This is a genomic window from Janthinobacterium sp. GW821-FHT03C08 (assembly GCF_059420905.1).
Map to the genome: position 1 here is coordinate 1 of NZ_JBWKUP010000020.1, position 18683 is coordinate 18683.

Consider the following 18683-nt stretch of genomic DNA (forward strand, 5'->3'; position numbering starts at 1 on the left):
ACAGATCATACGAGCTTGGAGTGGTAGTTCAGTTGGTTAGAATACCGGCCTGTCACGTCGGGGGTCGCGGGTTCGAGTCCCGTCCGCTCCGCCAATAAAAGAAAAGCCCTTTGGTTCTCTGAACCGAAGGGCTTTTCCCATTTCAGCGCCGAAAATACACCCGTTCTTCCCCGCATGAATATTTTTGCGCTTTTCAGCAAAAAAACCGCTTTTATCGCCAAGAATAGTTGCACAAGCGGCAGAGCGCCCCCTATAATAGTGCCTCTTCCAGACGTGGTGACAAACGTCGGGATAGTTTTCTGGGTATGCGGGTGCTTAGCTCAGTTGGTAGAGCGGCGCCCTTACAAGGCGTAGGTCGGGAGTTCGAGCCTCTCAGCACCCACCACCAATACAGAAAATTATCCAGTGCTTCATGGATCAGCAACACAGATCATACGAGCTTGGAGTGGTAGTTCAGTTGGTTAGAATACCGGCCTGTCACGTCGGGGGTCGCGGGTTCGAGTCCCGTCCGCTCCGCCAATAAAAGAAAAGCCCTTTGGTTCTCTGAACCGAAGGGCTTTTCCCATTCTGGGACCAGATCCGCAACACCACCAACGTCAAGCCCAAAGCCAACTTATCCGGGTGTCTGACCCCGGCTGTTAGAATCAGCTACCCTGACTCCGCCCCTGCTTGCATGCGCCTGCCCCGAAGCACCCATCCCTATCTGGCCTTGCGGCTGCGCCTGGCCCATCATGCTTTGCTGCAATTTGCCGCCAGCCTGACGAGTTCCATGGAAATCGTCCTGTTCCTGGCCGGCCCCGTCCTGCTGGGACTGCTCAGCGTCATCGCCCTGCCCGGCTTTCTCGCCATGAACCTGCCCTGGCCCGCCGCCTTGGGCGTGCTGGGCGGCCAAGCCCTGCTGACCTGCCTGCCCGCCTGGCTGCTGCGCAAGCGCCTCTTGCCCGCCCCTGTCGCCGCCTGGCTGCGCCAACTGCCCTTGCCGCGCCGCCTGCGCTGGCAAACCGATGTCGCCGTGGCCGGCCTGCTGATGCTGCCGCTGGGCATGGCCTATGCCGTCTCGGCCGCCATCTGGCTGGCGCAGTCGCCGCCCTGGCTGCGCCCCGTTGCCGGGACCGGCATCGCCGCCACGGCCGGCGCGTGGCTGCTGGCCTGGCTGCTCACGACGCTCATCGTGGCCCGGCGCCTGCGCGCGCCGCGGCCAGCACAACGGGCGCGCCCGCCCACGATGCACACGTATGTGCCCCGGCAACCCCGCTGGCCCACCCTGTTCCTGTGGCGGCGCCTATTCTGGCTGCCATTCTGGCGCAATGAAAACGTGATTGGCCTGCAACAGAGCGTGCTGCTGGCCGGCGCCTGCGCCAGCATGCTGGCCTGGCTGCTGCGCGCCCCCCTCGTGCCCGCACCGCTGCTGGGCCTGCTGGCCAGCGCCAGCCTCGTCATTGTGACGGACCGGGGCGACAAGGCCGTGCGCGAGCAGATCGGCTTGCTGCGTCCATCGCTCGATGCCTGGCCCCTGGCCAGCCGCCGCCTCCTGCGCCTGGCCTGCGGCGCCAGCCTGCTGCCCGCCCTGGCCGTGCTGCTGGGCGCCGGCGTCGTGCTGTATGGCACGGACCCGGCCATGCTGCAGCGGCGCGTGACGGGCGTGTATGCCGTCACCGCCAGCCTGGCCCTGCTGGCCATCGTCGGCCTGCCCCGCCTCACGGCGCGCGGGCGTGTCGCCCTCGTCGTCCTGTCCATCCTTGCCTTGAGCGCCATCGGAAGCGAATTATGGAATTGAATGCCCCTTCTCCCGTGCTGCACGTCGAGCAGCTCGATTTTCACTTTGCCACGCACAGCGTGTTTCAAGGATTTCAGCAGCGCTTCGGTCCCGGCATCAGCTGGCTGCGTGGCGCGAACGGCGCCGGCAAGACGACCCTGCTGAAACTGGCGGGCGGCGCCCTGCTGCCGGCGCGCGGCACCATCCGCCTGGACGGCATCGACAGCGGCGCCATGCCGCTGGCCTACCGCGCGCTCGCCTTCTATTGCGGCGGCGACGCGCCCGCCCTGCCCTGGCTGCAGGTGCATGAAATGCTCGAGCTGCACCTGGCCCTGTATCCGGGCAGCGACGCGGCCCTGCTGAACGCCGAGCTGAGCGCATTTTCCCTGACGCCGACCTTGCAGCAAAGCATCACCGCTCTCTCGCTGGGCCAGCATAAAAAACTGCAGCTGGCGCTGGCCCTGGCCTTGCCCGTGCGCCTGCTGCTCGTCGACGAGCCCTTCAATGGCCTCGATGCGGCGGCCATGGCGCACCTGCGCACGCGCCTGTCCGACCCGGCCCGGCTGGCGCGCCAGTGCATCGTGCTGACCAGCCACCTGGAGCCGCAGCTGCCGCTGGCGGCCACGGTGGAAATCTAGACAGGAAATACCGCTTTGCAGATCGGCCAGGGACAGCTTACGATGCCGTGTTGCAAAAACCGGCGATCCCGGTGCAGCCACGACGACAACACGGCGCGCTGATTCGGCGCACCCGGCCTATTTTTGGAGATGAGTATGTTCAACACCCACCGCAGCGCCCTGGCCATCCTGGGCGCCGCCCTCACCACCGTTGCCGCCTCGGCCATCGCCGCCGGCCCCACGGGCACGGCCGCCGACTATGGCACGCCCGCCCACCACGGCGCGGCCCAGCGCAGCATCGAGTTGCAGCCCGAGACGCGCCACATCAACGTCACGCATGGCGAAACCGTCACCATCGCGCGCGCCAGCCAGCGCTTTACATGGCACGTGCAAACGTTCAGCAACAAGACCGTCTTCGCCCTGGCCGAGATCGCGCCGAAGGACATGGCCGTCGACGGGATTCAAGTGTATGTGGCCGGCAATCCCCTGTACGCGGGCAGCTGATTTCCCTGCACACATAAAAAAACCGGAACCACCTTGCGGCAGTTCCGGTTTTTGTTTGATACGGCTCAATAATTACGCCGTCAGCGCTTCCTTGGCAGCGGACTCGTCGACCACTTCCTCGTCGTCCGAGCGGATCAGGTGGTCAAAGGCGGACAGGGCAGCCTTGGCGCCTTCGCCGGTGGCGATGATGATCTGCTTGTACGGCACCGTGGTGACGTCGCCGGCCGCAAACACGCCGGGGATCGAGGTCTGGCCGCGGGCGTCCACTTCGATTTCGCCGTGGCGCGACAGGGCGACCGTGCCCTTGAGCCACTCCGTGTTCGGCACCAGGCCGATCTGCACGAAGACGCCTTCCAGCTCGACCTTTTTCGACGCGCCGCTGACGCGGTCCGTGTAGGAGAGGCCATTGACGATCTTGCCGTCGCCGTGGATTTCGGTGGTTTGCGCCGACGTAATCACGGTCACGTTAGGCAGGCTGTGCAGCTTGCGCTGGAGCACCGCATCGGCGCGCAGTTCCGCGCCGAACTCGATCAGGGTCACGTGTTTCACGAGGCCGGCCAGGTCGATCGCCGCTTCCACACCCGAGTTGCCGCCGCCGATCACGGCCACGCGCTTGCCCTTGAACAAGGGACCATCGCAGTGCGGGCAGTAGGCGACACCGTGGTTGCGGTATTCCTTCTCGCCCGGCACGTTGATTTCGCGCCAGCGGGCACCGGTGGCCAGGATGACGGTCTTGGCTTTCAGCACGGCGCCATTCGCCGTTTCAATCTCGATCAGCTTGCCTGGCGTCAACTTCGCGGCGCGCTGGGTGTTCATGATGTCGACGTCGTATTCCTTGACGTGCTGTTCCAGCGCCACGGCGAACTTCGGACCATCCGTTTCCTTGACAGAAATAAAGTTTTCGATGGCCAGGGTATCGAGCACCTGGCCGCCGAAACGCTCGGCCAGCACGCCCGTGTTGATGCCCTTGCGGGCCGCGTAGATGGCCGCTGCCGCGCCGGCTGGGCCGCCGCCGACGATCAGCACGTCAAACACGTCTTTCTTGCTCAGCGCTTCGGCCTGGCGGGCGCCGGCATTGGTGTCGAGCTTGGCGAGGATTTCCTCGACATTCGTGCGGCCCTGGCCAAAGTGTTCGCCATTGAGGAACATCATCGGCACGGCCATGATCTGGCGCGCTTCCACTTCTTGCGGGAACACGCCGCCATCGATGGTGGTGACCTTGATGCGCGGGTTGATCACGGCCATGGCATTCAATGCCTGCACCACTTCCGGGCAGTTATGGCAGGAGAGCGAAATAAACGTTTCAAATTCGTAATCGCCGTCGAGGTTGCGGATCTGCTCGATCACGGTCTCGTCGAACTTGATGGTGTGGCCGCCCACTTGCAGCAGCGCCAGCACCAGCGAGGTAAATTCGTGGCCCAGCGGCACACCGGCGAAACGCACGCCGATGTCGGAGCCTGCACGGTTGATGCTGAACGACGGGGTCCGTACGCCAACTTCAATGCGCTCGACCAGCGTGATCTTGTCGCTCAACAGGACTATCTCCTGGAGCAATTCCTTCATCTCGCGGGCTTTTGCGCTGTCATCGAGAGAAGCGACCAGCTCAAGCGGATACACCACTTTTTCCAGGTAGGATTTCAGTTGGGTTTTGAGGGTTGCGTCTAACATGATTTTTTCCTTTTCTACAAATATTTAGGCGAATGCCGGGCCGGACACCCGGGCCGGCATCGCGGTAACTACTTGTTTGCTGCTTGCTGCTTCACACCTTAGATCTTGCCGACCAGGTCCAGCGATGGGGTCAGGGTCGCTGCGCCTTCCGTCCATTTTGCCGGGCACACTTCGCCTGGGTGGTTCGCCACGTACTGGGCGGCTTTGACTTTGCGCAGCAGTTCTGCAGCGTCACGGCCGATGCCGTTGTCATGCACTTCCAGCACTTTGATGAAGCCGTCAGGATTGATGACGAAGGTACCGCGCAGTGCCAGACCTTCTTCTTCGATCATGACTTCGAAGTTGCGCGACAGGGCGCCGGTCGGGTCGCCGATCAGTGCATATTGCACTTTCTTGATGGCGTCCGAGGTGTCATGCCATGCCTTGTGCGCGAAATGGGTATCGGTCGAGATGCCGTAGACATCGACGCCCAGCTTCTGGAACTCGGCGTGGTGGTCGGCCAGGTCTTCCAGTTCGGTTGGGCAAACGAAGGTGAAGTCGGCTGGGTAGAACACGAATACCGACCACTTGCCTTTCAGCGACGCTTCCGTCAGGTCGACGAATTTGCCATTGTGGTAAGCGGTTGCCTTGAATGGTTTAACTTGGGTATTGATGAGCGACATTTCATTTCCTCTCGTGTGGTGAATCAGTAAGACTCTAGTGTAAGGGGTTTTGACCCATATGCAAAATTGATTGTCACAATAGTTTCAATTGGTTTTAGCTATCATGACACCTTGGGAACTCCATGATAGGCAGTTCCCACGGGATTGAACAGCGACAAGAAGGGATCCCCTTGCTGCCGCCGGGTCTTTAATTTTTCAACTCTTCCGGTACTTTGCCGCCGTTTTCCGCCAGCTTGATCATCACCTGGCGGTGCAGCCAGATATTCATGCTGGCCGAATCGTTGGTGTCGCCCGTGAAATGCAGCTCTTGCGCCAGTTCCTTGCGCGCGGCCAGGCTGCTATCGAGTTGAAGCAGTTTCATCAGGTCGACGATGGACGTGCGCCAATTGAGTTTTTCCGCGTTCTTGCTGGCCAGGTCGACCAGCACCACTTCCACGTCCACCACGGGCACGGCGGCCGGTGCGGCAGCCGGCGCAGCGGCAGGAGCGCCCGCTGCAGGTGCTTCCGTCGCGGCGGCCGGCGTGGCAGCCGGGGCGGCATCGGACGAATGGTGGAAGATTTTGTTATAGATATTGCTGAAAATGCCCATGAGTACACCTCGAGTTGGAGTGAATGGAAGAAAGTTTGCCTGCGCGCCCAGTTCCCATGCAGCGAACCGGTGACAGCTGGAGCCGGGCGCAGGCGCCAGCCCGCCGAGTATAAGCCCGTTCAGGCCGGAGGCCCTGTCCCGCAGGCTTGCGCCAGATCTGGTGGCAAGCCATGCCTGTTTCAAGGGTGAAAGGGCCTCGGCATGGCCGGCAAACCGGCATTGGTGGGTGAAAGAGAGGGGCAGCGCGGAACGCCCGGGCAGGCGCGACAGGACGGAACGGCGGGAACGCCGGCCGTCCCCGGCATGGCAGGGAGCGGCCGGGCTGGCAAGGCCGCATTACGTCAATGCGGGCAAGACCGGGAAGCTTGTGGGCGCGCAATCGCGCCATGCCGTGCGCTAGAACACGACCCCGGCGACCAGGATGATGTTGGCATACGGGCTGCATTCCCCCGTGCGCACGATGGCGCGCGCGCCCTTGCTCAATTGCTTGAACTCTTCATGCGTCACCTGGCGCGCATCGGGCAAGCCCAGGGCCGCTACCTGGGCCGCCATGGCCGGGTTATGCTGCGGCAATTCGCTGGCCAGCAAATGGTATTCCACCTGCATTTCGCTCAGCACGGTGTTCACCGTATCGATGAAGCCGGGAATGCCGCGCGTCAGGGCCAGGTCGATCAGCGGCACGCCTGGCTGCGATGGCAGGCCCGCGTCGCCGATGACGAGCATGTCGCCATGGCCCAGCGAGGCGATCAGTTGCGACAGCGCAATATTAAGCAGCGGAGACTTTTTCATGGCCGTGGCTCAGAACAATTCGTGCAGGAAAGGAATCGAGGTTTGCGCGCCCGGCTTGGTCACGCTCCAGGCGGCCGCGCGCTGGCCTTGCTGGATGGATTCCGCCTCGTCCATGCCGGACGCCAGGCCCGCAACAAAGCCGCCGATGAAGGTGTCGCCGGCGGCCGTCGTGTCGACCGCTTGCACCACTTCGGCCGGAAAGGTGAAATCGCCGCCATACAGGGCCGCATGCACGCCCTTGGAACCCAAGGTGATGATGACATTGTCGCTGCCCAGCTTTTGCAGGGCGGCCGCCAGCGCCTGGGCGTCCGCGCCTTCCGGACTGACGCCGGCCAGCATGGCCGCTTCGATTTCATTCGGGATCAGGTAGTCGACCAGTTCCAGCACGCCGTCCGGCAGGCTGGCGGCCGGCGCCGGGTTCAGCACCACGGTCTTGCCCAGGGAACGGGCCAGTTGAATCGCGTGCACGACGGTGTCCATCGGCGTTTCCAGCTGCAGCACGACGATATCGGCCTGCTCGATCAGCGCCCTGGCCGCGTCGATATGCGCCGGGCTCAATAAATCGTTGGCGCCGCCGGCGATGACGATACTGTTCTGGCCCTTGTCGTCGACGAGGATGGAGGCGATGCCGGAGGCCACGCCCGGCAAGGTGGTGATGTGGCTGTCGATGATGCCGTCGCCCACCAGCGCCGCGCGCAGGGTGGCGCCGAAGGCGTCGTCGCCCACGCAGCCGACCATGGCCACTTGCTGGGCGCCCGCCACCTTGCCGCTCATGCGCGCGCAAGCGACGGCCTGGTTGGCGCCCTTGCCGCCAGGAATGGTTCTAAAGGCGCCGCCCGTCAGGGTTTCGCCGGGGAGGGGCATGCGCGGCACGCGCAAGACCAGGTCCATATTGATGCTGCCGATAACCACGATCATGATGTCATTCCCATCAGTTCAGTTGCAGGTAAAGTAAAAGGTAGAGGCGCAGCGGCGACGGCGCTGGAGCCGCGCACGTGTAGCTCGGGGGCGATGCTGCGCTGCTGGCGCGGCAAGGCGGGGTCGGCGATGCGCGCCAGCAGGCAGGCGGCCGTGATATGGCCCAGTTCGCGCGTATTCTGCGCCACGCTGCTCAGGGCGGGATGCACGAAGCTGGCCAGGTCGATATCGTCGAAGCCCACGACGGCCAGCTCTGCCGGCACGGCAATGCCCCGTTCGGCGGCGGCGCGCAGGGCGCCAAAGGCCATCAGGTCATTGCAGCAGAACAAGGCGTCGGGACGCTGGCCTGGCGGCAGCGCCAGCAAGTCCAGCGCGGCCGCATAGCCGCCCGCGCTGGTGAAATCCGCATGCCGGCACAAGCGGTCGGCCAGGGCCACGCCCGCGTCCGCCATGGCGTCGCGCGCGCCGTCGATGCGCTCGTTGGAAATGCTCACTTCGCGGGGGCCGGCGATGCAGGCGATGCGCCGGCGTCCCAGGCCCAGCAAATGGCGCGCGGCCAAGGCCCCGCCGGCGCGGTTGTCGACGGCCACGGCATCGATGGCCAGGTCGCTGGGCGCGCGGTCGAGCAGCACGGCCGGCACCTTCATCTTGCGCAGCAGTTCGCCGTCGCTGTCGGCCAGCGCGGACAAAATCAGGCCGTCGCAGCGCTTGGTCAGCAGCACGTTCAGGTACTCGCGCTGCTTGACGGGGTCGTCATCGGAATTGCACAAGATCACGCTGTAGCCGGCCGCGTAGCAGCTGTCCTCGATGCCGCGCGCCACTTCCGAGAAATACGGGTTCGTATTGTTGGGAATGATCAGGCCGATGGTGCCCGTGCTGCGGCTGCGCAAGGAACGCGCCAGGGCACTGGGCACGTAATGCAGTGCCTCCACGGCCGCCAGCACGGCGCGGCGCGCCTCGTCGCTGACGGGGCGGGTATTGTTGAGCACGTGCGAGACGGTAGTAAACGACACCCCCGCCGCCTGCGCCACCTGTTTGATGGTTGCCATGGGCGACGTCGCTTATGCGCGCTCGCCGCGGCGGCGGTAGGTGTCGAGCACCACGGCGGCGACGATCACCAGGCCCGTGACGATGCGTTTCACGGGTTCGGACACGCCCACCTGCGCCAGGCCCGCTTCCAGCACGGAAATGATCAACACGCCGATAAAGGTGCTGATGACGGAACCGCGCCCGCCCATCAGGCTCGTGCCGCCGATCACGACGGCCGCGATCACCTGCAATTCCATGCCCACGCCGCCGTTCGGGTCGGCCGCTTCCAGGCGGGACACCTGGAACAGGGCGCCGATGCCGGCCAGCAAGCCCATCAGGGCAAACACCAGCACCTTCGACGGTTTCGTATTGATGCCGGACAAACGCACGGCTTCTTCATTGGTGCCGATGCCGATCCAGTGGCGTCCCAGCACCGTGCGCGTGAGCACCAGGTGGCCGATGACGACGATGGCGATCGAGGCGATGAAGGCGGGCGACAGGCCGAAGGCGATCGGCGAGCTGATGCCCTCGACGGCGCTGCCGATGTATTCCGTGCGCGAGTTCGTCACCTGGTAGGCCAGGCCGCGCGCCATTTCCAGCACGCCCAGGGACACGATGAACGAGGGGATGCGCCAGCCGACGGAAATGAGGCCCGTCGTCGCGCCGCACAGGGCCGCGACGAACATGCCCAGCAGGGCAGCGCTCCACACGGGCCAGCCCCAGTGCACGACGGCCAGCGACAGCACGGACGCGGCCAGGGCCATCACGGAACCGACGGACAGGTCGATGCCGCCGATGATGAGCACGAACGTCATGCCGACGGCCATCACGACCAGGGTCGGGATGTTGTTCGACAGGGTACTCAAGGTCGCCAGGGTAAAGAAGTTTTCACTGGCAAACGAAAACAGCACGCACATGGCGAGCAAAGCGCCGATCAAGCCCGCATAGTTTTTCAGGTCGGCCAGGCTGCGCTGCAGATACGAAGGAGAGGAGTTGGTGGTCATGGGAATCTTTCCGGCGGATCAGGCCGCGGCAGGAGTGGAGTTGGGGGTCAAATAGCCGGAGAAGGCGGCCGACAGCAGCGCGTCCTGGCTCCAGGCGCCGCGCTCGAAGGTCTCGACGATGCTGCCGGCGCTCATGACGGCGATGCGGTCGCAGATCAGCATCAGTTCGCGCAAGTCGCTCGAGACGATGACGAGGCCCTTGCCCTGGCGCGCCTGCTCGGCCAGCACCTGATAAATATCAAACTTGGCGCCGATATCGATGCCGCGCGTGGGTTCGTCGAACAGCATCACGGGGCAATCACGGTACAGCCAGCGGGCAATCACCACCTTTTGCTGGTTGCCGCCAGAGAGCTCCGCCACCGTTTGCGCGCTGTTGCGCGAGCGGATGCCCAGGCGCTGGATGTAGTCGTCGGCCACCGTCGCTTCGGCCGCGTCGTTGAGCCAGCCGGCGCCGCTGACGGTGTCGAGCGATGCCAGGGTCGTGTTGACGGCAATGGACTGGCGCAGCAACAAACCTTGGCCCTTGCGGTCTTCCGTGATCATGGCGATGCCGGCTTGCACGGCCGCCTGCGGCGAGTGCAAGGCGGCAGGGACTTCGCTGTCGCCGAGGAACACGTCGCCGGCGTCGGCGCGGTCGGCGCCGAAGATCAAACGCAGCAATTCCGTGCGGCCCGAGCCGATCAGGCCGGCGATGCCGAGGATTTCGCCGGCGCGCAAGTCGAACGAGGTCGGGTTGACCACCTTGCCGCGCGCCAGACCCCGCACGCGCAGCAGCGGGGCGCCGATGGTGCGCCCGCTCAGGTCGACGGCATCGTCGGCCGAGCGGCCCACCATCAGGCTGACCAGGTCGGCGGCGGAGTGGCCCGCGATATCGTCATCGCACACGAGCTGGCCGTCTCGCAACACGGCGATGCGGTCGGCCACGCGCTTGAGTTCTTCCAGGCGGTGGGAAATATAGATGATGCACACGCCGTCGGCCTTCAGGCGTTCGATTTGCAGGAACAGCAATTCCACTTCGCGGTGCGTCAGCATGGCCGTCGGCTCGTCGAGCACCAGCAGGCGGCAGGCGCCGATCAGGTTGCGCGCGATTTCGATCATTTGCTGGTGGCCGATGCCCAGTTCGCCGACCAAGGTCCACGGGTCGAGGCCGCCCAGGCCCACTTTCTCCATCTGTTCGCGCGCGTCGCGCTCCAGACGGCCGCGGTCGATGAAGCCGAAACGCTGCGGCAGGTTTTTCAAGTACAGGTTTTCCGCGATCGACAGGGTGGGAATCAAATTCAATTCCTGCATCACCATGCGGATGCCCAGCGCCTCGGCGGCGCCGCGCGAAGTGGGCTGGTAGGGTTTGCCGTCGAGCAGCATCGTGCCCGTGGTCGCTTGCTCCAGGCCGCAGATGATCTTCGACAGGGTGCTCTTGCCCGCGCCGTTCTCTCCCGTCAGCGCCAGCACCTGGCCGGGGGCGAAGCGCAAGCCCACGCCGCCCAGCACGGGGCCGACATAGGATTTGCCGATGTTATCCAGGGTCAATAGAGGAATGGCGGCCGAGGGCGCCGGGGGGATGTCGGTAGGCATGATAAAACTCCGCGGAAAAAGACGGCGGGGCCGGCGCCGCAGCCTTAAGTGGCTATGCGGGCGCTGGCCCCGGCGGGATCAGACGATCAGGACTTGGCGTCCTTGGTGACCAGTTCGACCTTGGTTTCGATGACGCCACCCAGATCGGCTTGCTTCTTCTTCTGCGCCAGGGCTTTCAGCACGGTGTCGATGCCGAACACGGCTTGCTGCGAACCGAACTGGTCGGCGGTAGCCAGCACGCGGCCATCGGCCAGCATCGGCTTGATGGCGTTGATGTTGTCGTAGCCGACGACGAGGACTTTGCCCGTCTTGCCGGCCGCCTTGATGGCGGACACGGCGCCGATGGCCATGTTATCGTTACCGCACAGCAAAGCCTTGATGTTCGGGTTGGCGTTCAGCATGGCGGCCGCCACCGTGTTGGCGGGGGCGATTTCCCATTGGCCCGACTGCACGCTGACCACTTTCGCACCGGCCGCCGTCATGGCGTCCTGGAAGCCCAGGGTGCGCTGCTGCGCGTTGTAGGTGGTGGAGACGCCTTCGATGATGCCGACGGGGTCGCCCTTCTTGATCTGCTTGGCCAGGAAGTCGCCGACCACCTTGGCGCCCTTGCGGTTGTCCGGGCCGACGAACGGCACGGTGATGCCCTTCTCTTTCAGCGCGCCCGCGTCGAGCTTGTTGTCGATATTGACGACGATGATGCCCGCGTCGATGGCTTTTTTCAGCACGGGCACCAGCGCCTTCGAGTCGGCCGGGGCGATCACCAGCGCGTTGACGCGCGAGACGATCATTTGCTCGACCAGCTTGATCTGGCTCGACGTATCCGTTTCATCCTTGATGCCGTTCGACAGCAGGTCGTACTTGGCGGCATTGGCCTTCTGATGCGCCTTGGCGCCATTTTCCATGGTCAGGAAAAATTCATTGGCGAGCGACTTCATCACCAGTGCGACCTTGGGCTTGGCTGGCGTCTGCGCCATCGCCGGCACGGCGGGCAAGGCACACACCAGGACAGCGGCGGCAATCATTTTCAGGCGAATACGGGATGTCATGAGCGTCTCCAGAGTGGTTGGGCAAGCACGTGTATTGCATGCTTTTGTGGAAATTCGTTGTGCGCAAACGTTTGCGCGAAGCGAATAGTGCCTCAATGCCCCATATCAGTGCAAGCAAAACTGTAGCTGCGGTGCAGCAAAAAGGGGACGCCCAGAGGGAAACGGGCAGGCCGGTACGCGCGGCCTGCCGAGGAGAAATGCGCAGCAGTCAGCGATTTGCTGCGGGACGGGCGCTGGCCCACTGCACGGCCAGCACGCTGGCCAGCACCAGCAACAAGCCCAGCATCGACCAGCCCGTCATGGCTTGCCCCAGCAAGGCCCAGCCCAGCACGACGGCCATCAGGGGACTGAGCAGTCCCAGCGAGGACACGGCCACGGGCGACAGCCTGGCGATGCCGCGGAACCACAAGGCGTAGGCCAGCAGGGCGCCGGCCAGGCACAGGTAGGCGTAGGCCAGCACTTGCTGCAGGGACAGCGCCGGCAGCGGCGCGTCGGCCAGCCAGGCGACGGGCGCCAGCATCAGGCCGCCCAGCAGCAATTGCCAGCCCGTCAGCGCCAGCACGGGCAAGTCCGGCTTCCAGCGCCGCGTCAGATACGTGCCGGCCGCCATGCAGGCCGTGCCGCCCAGCGCGGCGGCGATGCCGACGGGTTCCCACACCGTGCGCGGCGACAACAATAAAACGCCCATGCCGAGCACGCCCAGCACGCTGGCGCCCAGGGCCAGGCGGGCCGGGCGGCGCCCTTCCACGCCCCAGGCCAGGCCCATCACCAAGAGCGGCTGGATGGCGCCCACCACGGCCGCCAGGCCGCCCGGCAAACGGTAGGCGGCCACGAACAGCAGCGCCTGGAAGACGCCGATATTCAGCGCGGACAGGATCAGCACGCGGCCCCAGTCGCGCCGCGCGGGCAGGCGCCGCATGATCAGCAGCAACAGCAAACCGGCCGGCAGCACGCGGATCAGCGCGGCCGTGAAGGGACGGTGCGGCGGCAGTAGTTCGGACGTGACGATGTAGGTGGATCCCCAGATGAGGGGTGCCAGCGCCGTGAGCACGATATCGCCCCAGGCGGGACGGACAGCAGAGGTGGCCATAAACTATCTCGACGTTAAGATAATTCGAGTGTGGACGCATACTATCTTGATGTCAAGATAAATTCGCCGGCGTGGGCAATGCTGCCGGACATAAAAAAACCCGGCGCGCTGGCCGGGTTCTTGTTGCAACGCTGAAAGCTTAGCGGCGGCCGCTGCGGGCTGGCGTACCGCCCTTGGCGGCCGGCTTGGCGCCACGGCCCACGGGCGCGGCGGCCGGCTTGGCCTTCGTCTTGATGGTCGACAGGATTGACGGACGCACCTTCGACTCGACGGCCGTCGCCTTGGGCGCGGCAGCCGTGCCGCCCAGGGCGATGCGGCTCTTGCCTGGCGCCACCTTGAACTTGTCCGGCGTGCCGGCGCCATGCGTCTGGCGGCTGCGCTCGCCTGCGGCCAGGCCGCCCGACTCGGACGAGGTCCAGGCGGGAATCAGATGCTTGTCGCCATTGCCGATCAAGTCGCCACGGCCCATGTTGACCAGCGCTTCGCGCAAAATCGGCCAGTTGGCCGGGTCCTGGTAGCGCAGGAAGGCTTTATGGGTGCGGCGGATCTTGCCGCTGCGGGCCGTTTCCACCACTTCCGAGTCTGCCGTGACCTTGCGCAGGGGATTCTTGCGCGTGTGGTACATGGTCGTGGCCATGGCCATCGGCGTGGGCATGAAGGTCTGCACCTGGTCCAGCTTGAAATTGTTCTTCTTCAGCCACAGGGCCAGGTTCAGCATGTCCAGGTCCGTCGTGCCCGGATGGGCGGCGATGAAATACGGGATCAGGTATTGCTTCTTGCCCGCTTCCAGCGAGAAACGGTCGAACATTTCCTTGAATTCATCGTAGGCGCCGATGCCGGGCTTCATCATCTTCGATAAAGTCCCCTCTTCCGTGTGCTCGGGCGCGATTTTCAAGAGGCCGCCGACGTGGTGCGTCACCAGTTCCTTCACGTACTCGGGCGAACGCACGGCCAGGTCGTAGCGCAAGCCCGAGCTGATCAAGACTTTCTTGATGCCGGGAATCGCGCGCGCCTTGCGGTACAGGGAGATGAGCTTGCTGTGGTCCGTGCCCAGGTTCACGCAGATGGACGGGTAGACGCAGGACAGGCGGCGGCACGACACTTCGATCTCTTTTTCCTTGCAGGCCAGGCGGTACATATTCGCCGTCGGGCCACCCATATCGGAAATGGTGCCCGTAAAGCCTTTGGTTTTATCGCGGATATGCTCGATTTCGCGCAGGATCGACGGTTCCGAACGGCTCTGGATGATGCGGCCTTCGTGTTCCGTGATCGAGCAGAAGGTGCAGCCGCCGAAGCAGCCGCGCATGATGTTGACGGAAAAGCGGATCATTTCCCAGGCGGGAATGTGTGCCTTGCCATAGCTCGGGTGCGGGGCGCGCGCGTAATTCATGTCGTACACGCCATCCATCTCGTCCATGGCCAGCGGCAGCGGCGGCGGGTTGAGCCACACGTCGCGTTCGCCGTGCGCCTGCACCATGGCGCGGGCATTGCCGGGATTCGATTCCAGGTGGAACACGCGCGACGCATGCGCATACATGACGGGGTCATCCTTGACGACGTCGTAGGACGGCAGGCGCACGACCGTCTTGTCGTGCTTTTCCTTGGCCATGGCCAGGCGCTCTTCGCGGCTCATGATACGGATGGGCTTGATGACTTCGGCCGATTTCGACGCGTTTTCCGTGGCGCAGGCGGTCTTGTCTTCCTGCACCATCTCGTAGGGGCTGTAATGCGGGTCGATCTTGCCGGGCACGTCCACGCGGGTGGAATTGTGCACGCCCCAGTCGTCGCCGGGCAGCCAGCCGGACGGCACCATGAAGGCCGTGCCGCGCAAGTCGCGGATATCCTTGATGTGTTCGCCGGCGGCCAGGCGGTGGGTCAGGTCGACCAGCGCCCGCTCGGCATTACCGAAAATCAACAAATCAGCCTTGGAATCGGGCAAGACGGAACGGCGGACCTTGTCCGACCAGTAATCGTAATGCGCAATGCGGCGCAAGGACGCCTCGATGCTGCCGATGACGATGGGCACGTCGGAATACGCTTCGCGCGCGCGCTGGGCGTACACGGTGACGGCGCGGTCCGGACGCTTGTTCGGTTCCGCATTCGCCGTGTAGGCGTCGTCGGAGCGGATCTTGCGGTCGGCCGTGTACTGGTTGACCATGGAATCCATGTTGCCGGCCGTGATGCCGTAGTACAGGCGCGGCTTGCCGAGGATGCGGAAGGCGTCGGCCGACAGCCAGTCGGGCTGGCTGATGATGCCGACGCGATAACCCTGCGCTTCGAGCAGGCGGCCAACGAGGGCCATGCCGAAGCTCGGATGGTCGATGTAGGCGTCGCCCGTGACGAGGATGACGTCGCACTGGTCCCAGCCCAGCGCGTCCATCTCGGCACGCGACATCGGCAGGAAAGGCGCCACGGCAGCGCGGGCAGACCGCTTGGGAACGGTCGCAAATAAATTGGTAGGGGAGCTCATAGGGTACGGATTGTACCGGAATTGGCCATTTCCAACCTGGCGGCCTGCTTTTTACTGTTGGATTTCAGTACAAAAAACGTTTATTTTTCAATTACTTGGGAGAAACGGAGCAGACCCGCCGGGGCAATGCGGCCCAGCGGGGCGCATTGCGATCGCGTAGCGACTGACCCCGATCAGATCCCCATGTTGGCAAGAATCTCACCCAGTTCCCGCAACGCCGGCTCCAGTTTCGGATGCTTGACGGCAAACTTGGCCGACAATTCCTGGCTGCGCTCGGCCAGGCCATAGGTGGTCGACTCTGCTTCCTGTTCCTGCGCGGCGCGCCTTTCCATCAGCAGCTTGATGTCGACATCGAGCTTTTGCAGCAAACCTTGCAGTTCTTCATCGACGGGGCCGCTGGTTTCGAGCGTCGAATGCAGCTGTTGCAGCGATTCCTTGAGTTTGCTATCCATGTTTTTTCCTGTCAGTCAGTAAATTGCGTGTCCAGGAACAATTGCTCCACCTTGCTCCTGGCCCACGGGGTCTTGCGCAAAAACTTCAGGCTCGACTTGATGCTGGGATCGCTGATGAAGCAATTGATATCGATGTGCTTGGCCAGGCCATCCCAGCCGTAGTGGGCTTGCAGGCGCGTCACGATTGCTTCCAGGGTAATACCATTCAAATCTTGCTGACTCATATACTCTTTCGACTGCCTTCCTGTTTCCATCTTACTCAATTCTACGCCGCCGGCACATAAAGCTTGCGTGCGCCAGGACGACGCAGCGCAAGCTTCAGATGGGGACGCCTTACTTGGCGTTCAAGCCACGGCGTTCCAGCAGCGGTTCCACGGTGGCATCGCGGCCGCGGAAGTCACGGAACAGCTGCAGTGCATCGACGCTGCCGCCGCGCGACAGCAACTTGCTGCGGAACCAGTCGCCGTTCTTGCGCGTCAGGCCGCCGTTTTCCTTGAACCAGTTGACCGATTCCGCGTCCAGCTTTTCCGACCACAGGTAGGCGTAATAAGCCGCCGAGTAGCCGCCCGAGAAGCTGTGCGAGAAGTACGTCGTGCGGTAGCGCGGCGGCACGGGCGCGTAATCGACGCCCGCGTCTTTCAACGATGCCGCTTCAAAGGCCAGCACGTCCGTCGGGATCTGGCTCGGCGCCAGCTGGTGCCAGCGCTGGTCCAGCAGGGCCGCCGACAGGTATTCCGTCGTCATGAAGCCCTGGTTGAATTTCTTCGCCGCCGTCACCTTGTCCAGCAGCTCCTGCGGCATGGCCGCGCCGCTCTGGTAGTGCTTGGCGTAGTTTTGCAGCACTTCCGGCCAGATGGCCCACATTTCATTGACTTGCGACGGGTATTCGACGAAGTCGCTCGGCACGCTGGTGCCGGCAAAGCGCGGGTACTTCACGTTCGAGAACATGCCGTGCAGCGCATGGCCGAATTCGTGGAACATGGTTGTCACTTCGTCGAACGTCAAGAGCGTCGGCTGGCCGGCCGGCGGCTTCGGAATGTTCAACTGGTTGGCCACCACCGGGTGCGTGCCCAGCAGCGCCGATTGCGACACGTATTCATTCATCCACGCGCCGCCATGCTTGTTGCCACGCGCATAGAAGTCGGCGATGAACAGGGCCAGCGGCTTGCCATTGGCGTCGATCACGTCGTAGACGCGCACGTCCGGGTTGTACACCGGCAAGTCCTTGCGCTCTTTGAAGCTGATGCCATACAACTTGTTGGCGGCAAAGAAGACGCCGTTGTTCAGCACGCTGTTCAGTTCCAAATACGGTTTCAGCTCGTTTTCATCAAAGTTAAAACGCTGCTTGCGCAATTTGTCCGTGTAGATGGCCCAGTCGGCAGCCGCCACCTGGAAACCGCCTTTTTCCGCGTCGACCACTTGCTGCAGGTCGGCCGCTTCGCGGCGCGCATTGGCGACGGCCGGTTTCGCCAGTTCCGACAGCAGGGTGTTGACGGCCGTCGTCGTCTTGGCCGTCTGGTCTTCCAGCGAATACGCGGCATAGTTGGCGTAGCCGAGCAGGGTAGCCCGTTCGGCGCGCAGCTTGGCCAGCTTCAGCACGATGGCGCGGTTGTCGAACTCGCCGCCCTGGCTACCCCGGTTCAGGGAGGCATCCATCAGGCGCTGGCGCGTGGCGCGGTTGGTCAGCACGGCCAGCGGCGGCTGGCCGCTGGTGTTCACCAGGGCGATGACGAACTTGCCCGTCAAGCCCCGTTCCTTGGCCGCTTCAGCGGCCGTGTCGATATCGCTGTCCGTCATGCCTGCCAACTCGGCGCGCGTGTCGACGACGATGCTCTTGGCGTTCGTTTCCTTCAGCACGTTCTGTGCAAAGGCTGTTTCCAGGCCCGCCTGCTCGGCGTTGTAGGCTTTCAATTTTTCCTTGTCCGCATCGGACAGCTTGGCGCCGGCGCGCACGAAGTCCGTGTGATAGCGTTCCAGCAGGCGCAGGGATTCGGCGTCGAGGCCCAGCTTGTCGCGCTTGGCGTACAGGGTGTCGATGCGCGTGAACAATTTCGGGTTCAGGGTGATGGCGTCGCCGTGCGCGGCCAGTTTTGGCGACACGTCCACTTCCACCGCTTCCAGCACGCTGTTTGTGTTGGTCGAGGTCATGTTGCTGAAGATGCTCTGCACTCGGTGCAGCAGCTGGCCCGTGCGCTCGAGGGCCACGATGGTGTTCTCGAACGTGGGCGCCTGGCGGTTGTTGGCGATCGCGTTCACTTCGGCCAGCTGGCGTTTCATGCCTTCGGCAAACGCCGGCGCGTAGTGCTCATCCTTGATCAGGCCGAATTGCGGCATCTGGAATGGCAGCGGGCTGGCTTTCAGCAGGGGATTCTGCGCACTGACGGTGGCGGCCGGTGCGGCGGCGGCGGCCAGGGCGGAAGGGGCGGCGTGGGCCAGCATGATGCTGGCGGCGATGACGAGCAGTTGTGGACGGATCATGACATCTTTCAGAAAGCGCGGGGAAGAGCCGCGATCGCG

General features: G+C 63.8%; 17 protein-coding genes and 3 tRNA genes. 6 read left to right on the forward strand and 14 right to left on the reverse strand.

The window, feature by feature from the left end; translation table 11 throughout:
* Positions 1-17 precede the first annotated feature (17 nt).
* The 6 genes from AC07VL_RS23950 to AC07VL_RS23975 all read left to right on the forward strand — a co-directional run bounded on the left by AC07VL_RS23950 (position 18) and on the right by AC07VL_RS23975 (position 2877).
* Positions 18-94 (forward strand) — tRNA-Asp (locus tag AC07VL_RS23950).
* A gap of 215 nt (positions 95-309) precedes the next feature.
* Positions 310-385 (forward strand) — tRNA-Val (locus AC07VL_RS23955).
* Positions 386-442: 57 nt separating this feature from the next.
* Positions 443-519, forward strand: a tRNA-Asp gene (locus AC07VL_RS23960).
* Positions 520-673: 154 nt separating this feature from the next.
* Positions 674-1777 carry a hypothetical protein gene (locus AC07VL_RS23965; RefSeq protein ID WP_494808067.1) on the forward strand — a complete coding sequence of 368 codons (1104 nt, stop codon included), beginning with the start codon at positions 674-676 and terminating at the stop codon, positions 1775-1777.
* Positions 1768-2394 (forward strand): ABC transporter ATP-binding protein, encoded by a 627-nt coding sequence (locus AC07VL_RS23970; RefSeq protein WP_494808068.1) that lies wholly within the window; start codon positions 1768-1770, stop codon positions 2392-2394. Before AC07VL_RS23965 ends, AC07VL_RS23970 begins: the two co-directional genes overlap by 10 nt.
* 135 nt (positions 2395-2529) lie before the next feature.
* Positions 2530-2877, forward strand: coding sequence for a CzcE family metal-binding protein (locus AC07VL_RS23975; RefSeq protein ID WP_494808069.1), 348 nt, complete (start codon positions 2530-2532; stop codon positions 2875-2877).
* Between the two features lie 72 nt (positions 2878-2949).
* On the opposite strand, the gene ahpF is transcribed toward AC07VL_RS23975, so the two are convergent.
* The 14 genes from ahpF to AC07VL_RS24045 all read right to left on the reverse strand — a co-directional run bounded on the left by ahpF (position 2950) and on the right by AC07VL_RS24045 (position 18644).
* Entirely contained in the window at positions 2950-4545 is a 1596-nt protein-coding gene (ahpF, locus tag AC07VL_RS23980) for an alkyl hydroperoxide reductase subunit F (RefSeq protein WP_494808070.1), read from the reverse strand.
* Positions 4546-4643: 98 nt separating this feature from the next.
* Positions 4644-5207, reverse strand: a complete 564-nt coding sequence (gene ahpC / locus AC07VL_RS23985; RefSeq protein WP_077398190.1) for an alkyl hydroperoxide reductase subunit C — start codon at positions 5205-5207, stop codon at positions 4644-4646.
* Positions 5208-5394: 187 nt separating this feature from the next.
* Entirely contained in the window at positions 5395-5796 is a 402-nt protein-coding gene (locus AC07VL_RS23990; protein WP_290607059.1) for a DUF3597 domain-containing protein, read from the reverse strand.
* Between the two features lie 396 nt (positions 5797-6192).
* A complete protein-coding gene (gene rbsD / locus AC07VL_RS23995) occupies positions 6193-6585 on the reverse strand; it encodes a D-ribose pyranase (RefSeq protein ID WP_475416672.1) in 393 nt (130 codons plus the stop codon).
* A 9-nt stretch (positions 6586-6594) separates the two neighbouring features.
* Positions 6595-7503 carry a ribokinase gene (gene rbsK, locus AC07VL_RS24000; RefSeq protein ID WP_494808071.1) on the reverse strand — a complete coding sequence of 303 codons (909 nt, stop codon included), beginning with the start codon at positions 7501-7503 and terminating at the stop codon, positions 6595-6597.
* The gene (locus AC07VL_RS24005; RefSeq protein ID WP_494808072.1) at positions 7500-8552 is read right to left on the reverse strand and encodes a LacI family DNA-binding transcriptional regulator; all 1053 of its coding nucleotides are present in this window, start codon (positions 8550-8552) and stop codon (positions 7500-7502) included. The genes rbsK and AC07VL_RS24005 overlap by 4 nt, the downstream gene beginning before the upstream one ends.
* A gap of 12 nt (positions 8553-8564) precedes the next feature.
* Positions 8565-9536, reverse strand: a complete 972-nt coding sequence (locus tag AC07VL_RS24010; RefSeq protein WP_071326093.1) for an ABC transporter permease — start codon at positions 9534-9536, stop codon at positions 8565-8567.
* 18 nt (positions 9537-9554) lie between these two features.
* The gene (locus AC07VL_RS24015) at positions 9555-11108 is read right to left on the reverse strand and encodes a sugar ABC transporter ATP-binding protein (RefSeq protein WP_494808073.1); all 1554 of its coding nucleotides are present in this window, start codon (positions 11106-11108) and stop codon (positions 9555-9557) included.
* 86 nt (positions 11109-11194) lie between these two features.
* Positions 11195-12154: a sugar ABC transporter substrate-binding protein gene (locus tag AC07VL_RS24020; RefSeq protein WP_494808074.1), complete on the reverse strand. Its 960-nt coding sequence runs from the start codon at positions 12152-12154 to the stop codon at positions 11195-11197.
* Positions 12155-12362: 208 nt separating this feature from the next.
* Positions 12363-13244 carry an EamA family transporter gene (locus tag AC07VL_RS24025; RefSeq protein ID WP_494808075.1) on the reverse strand — a complete coding sequence of 294 codons (882 nt, stop codon included), beginning with the start codon at positions 13242-13244 and terminating at the stop codon, positions 12363-12365.
* 139 nt (positions 13245-13383) lie between these two features.
* Complete coding sequence (locus tag AC07VL_RS24030; RefSeq protein ID WP_494808131.1) at positions 13384-15639, reverse strand: YgiQ family radical SAM protein; 2256 nt, start codon at positions 15637-15639, stop codon at positions 13384-13386.
* Positions 15640-15887: 248 nt separating this feature from the next.
* Positions 15888-16166 carry a DUF4404 family protein gene (locus AC07VL_RS24035; RefSeq protein ID WP_494808076.1) on the reverse strand — a complete coding sequence of 93 codons (279 nt, stop codon included), beginning with the start codon at positions 16164-16166 and terminating at the stop codon, positions 15888-15890.
* An 11-nt stretch (positions 16167-16177) separates the two neighbouring features.
* Positions 16178-16390, reverse strand: coding sequence for a VF530 family protein (locus AC07VL_RS24040; protein WP_092717418.1), 213 nt, complete (start codon positions 16388-16390; stop codon positions 16178-16180).
* Positions 16391-16499: 109 nt separating this feature from the next.
* Positions 16500-18644, reverse strand: a complete 2145-nt coding sequence (locus AC07VL_RS24045) for a M3 family metallopeptidase (protein WP_494808077.1) — start codon at positions 18642-18644, stop codon at positions 16500-16502.
* Between the last annotated feature and the right edge of the window lie 39 nt (positions 18645-18683).

Bases quoted from the DNA above. Each gene is read 5' to 3' on its own strand.
- AC07VL_RS23965 (WP_494808067.1), top strand. From the start codon at position 674: ATGCGCCTGCCCCGAAGCACCCATCCCTATCTGGCCTTGCGGCTGCGC.
- AC07VL_RS24005 (WP_494808072.1), bottom strand. From the start codon at position 8,552: ATGGCAACCATCAAACAGGTGGCGCAGGCGGCGGGGGTGTCGTTTACT.
- ahpF (WP_494808070.1), bottom strand. From the start codon at position 4,545: ATGTTAGACGCAACCCTCAAAACCCAACTGAAATCCTACCTGGAAAAA.
- AC07VL_RS24020 (WP_494808074.1), bottom strand. From the start codon at position 12,154: ATGACATCCCGTATTCGCCTGAAAATGATTGCCGCCGCTGTCCTGGTG.
- AC07VL_RS24010 (WP_071326093.1), bottom strand. From the start codon at position 9,536: ATGACCACCAACTCCTCTCCTTCGTATCTGCAGCGCAGCCTGGCCGAC.
- AC07VL_RS23970 (WP_494808068.1), top strand. From the start codon at position 1,768: ATGGAATTGAATGCCCCTTCTCCCGTGCTGCACGTCGAGCAGCTCGAT.
- AC07VL_RS24040 (WP_092717418.1), bottom strand. From the start codon at position 16,390: ATGAGTCAGCAAGATTTGAATGGTATTACCCTGGAAGCAATCGTGACG.
- AC07VL_RS24025 (WP_494808075.1), bottom strand. From the start codon at position 13,244: ATGGCCACCTCTGCTGTCCGTCCCGCCTGGGGCGATATCGTGCTCACG.
- AC07VL_RS24035 (WP_494808076.1), bottom strand. From the start codon at position 16,166: ATGGATAGCAAACTCAAGGAATCGCTGCAACAGCTGCATTCGACGCTC.
- AC07VL_RS24015 (WP_494808073.1), bottom strand. From the start codon at position 11,108: ATGCCTACCGACATCCCCCCGGCGCCCTCGGCCGCCATTCCTCTATTG.
- AC07VL_RS23990 (WP_290607059.1), bottom strand. From the start codon at position 5,796: ATGGGCATTTTCAGCAATATCTATAACAAAATCTTCCACCATTCGTCC.
- AC07VL_RS24045 (WP_494808077.1), bottom strand. From the start codon at position 18,644: ATGATCCGTCCACAACTGCTCGTCATCGCCGCCAGCATCATGCTGGCC.
- rbsD (WP_475416672.1), bottom strand. From the start codon at position 6,585: ATGAAAAAGTCTCCGCTGCTTAATATTGCGCTGTCGCAACTGATCGCC.
- AC07VL_RS24030 (WP_494808131.1), bottom strand. From the start codon at position 15,639: ATGTCGCGTGCCGAGATGGACGCGCTGGGCTGGGACCAGTGCGACGTC.
- rbsK (WP_494808071.1), bottom strand. From the start codon at position 7,503: ATGATCGTGGTTATCGGCAGCATCAATATGGACCTGGTCTTGCGCGTG.
- ahpC (WP_077398190.1), bottom strand. From the start codon at position 5,207: ATGTCGCTCATCAATACCCAAGTTAAACCATTCAAGGCAACCGCTTAC.
- AC07VL_RS23975 (WP_494808069.1), top strand. From the start codon at position 2,530: ATGTTCAACACCCACCGCAGCGCCCTGGCCATCCTGGGCGCCGCCCTC.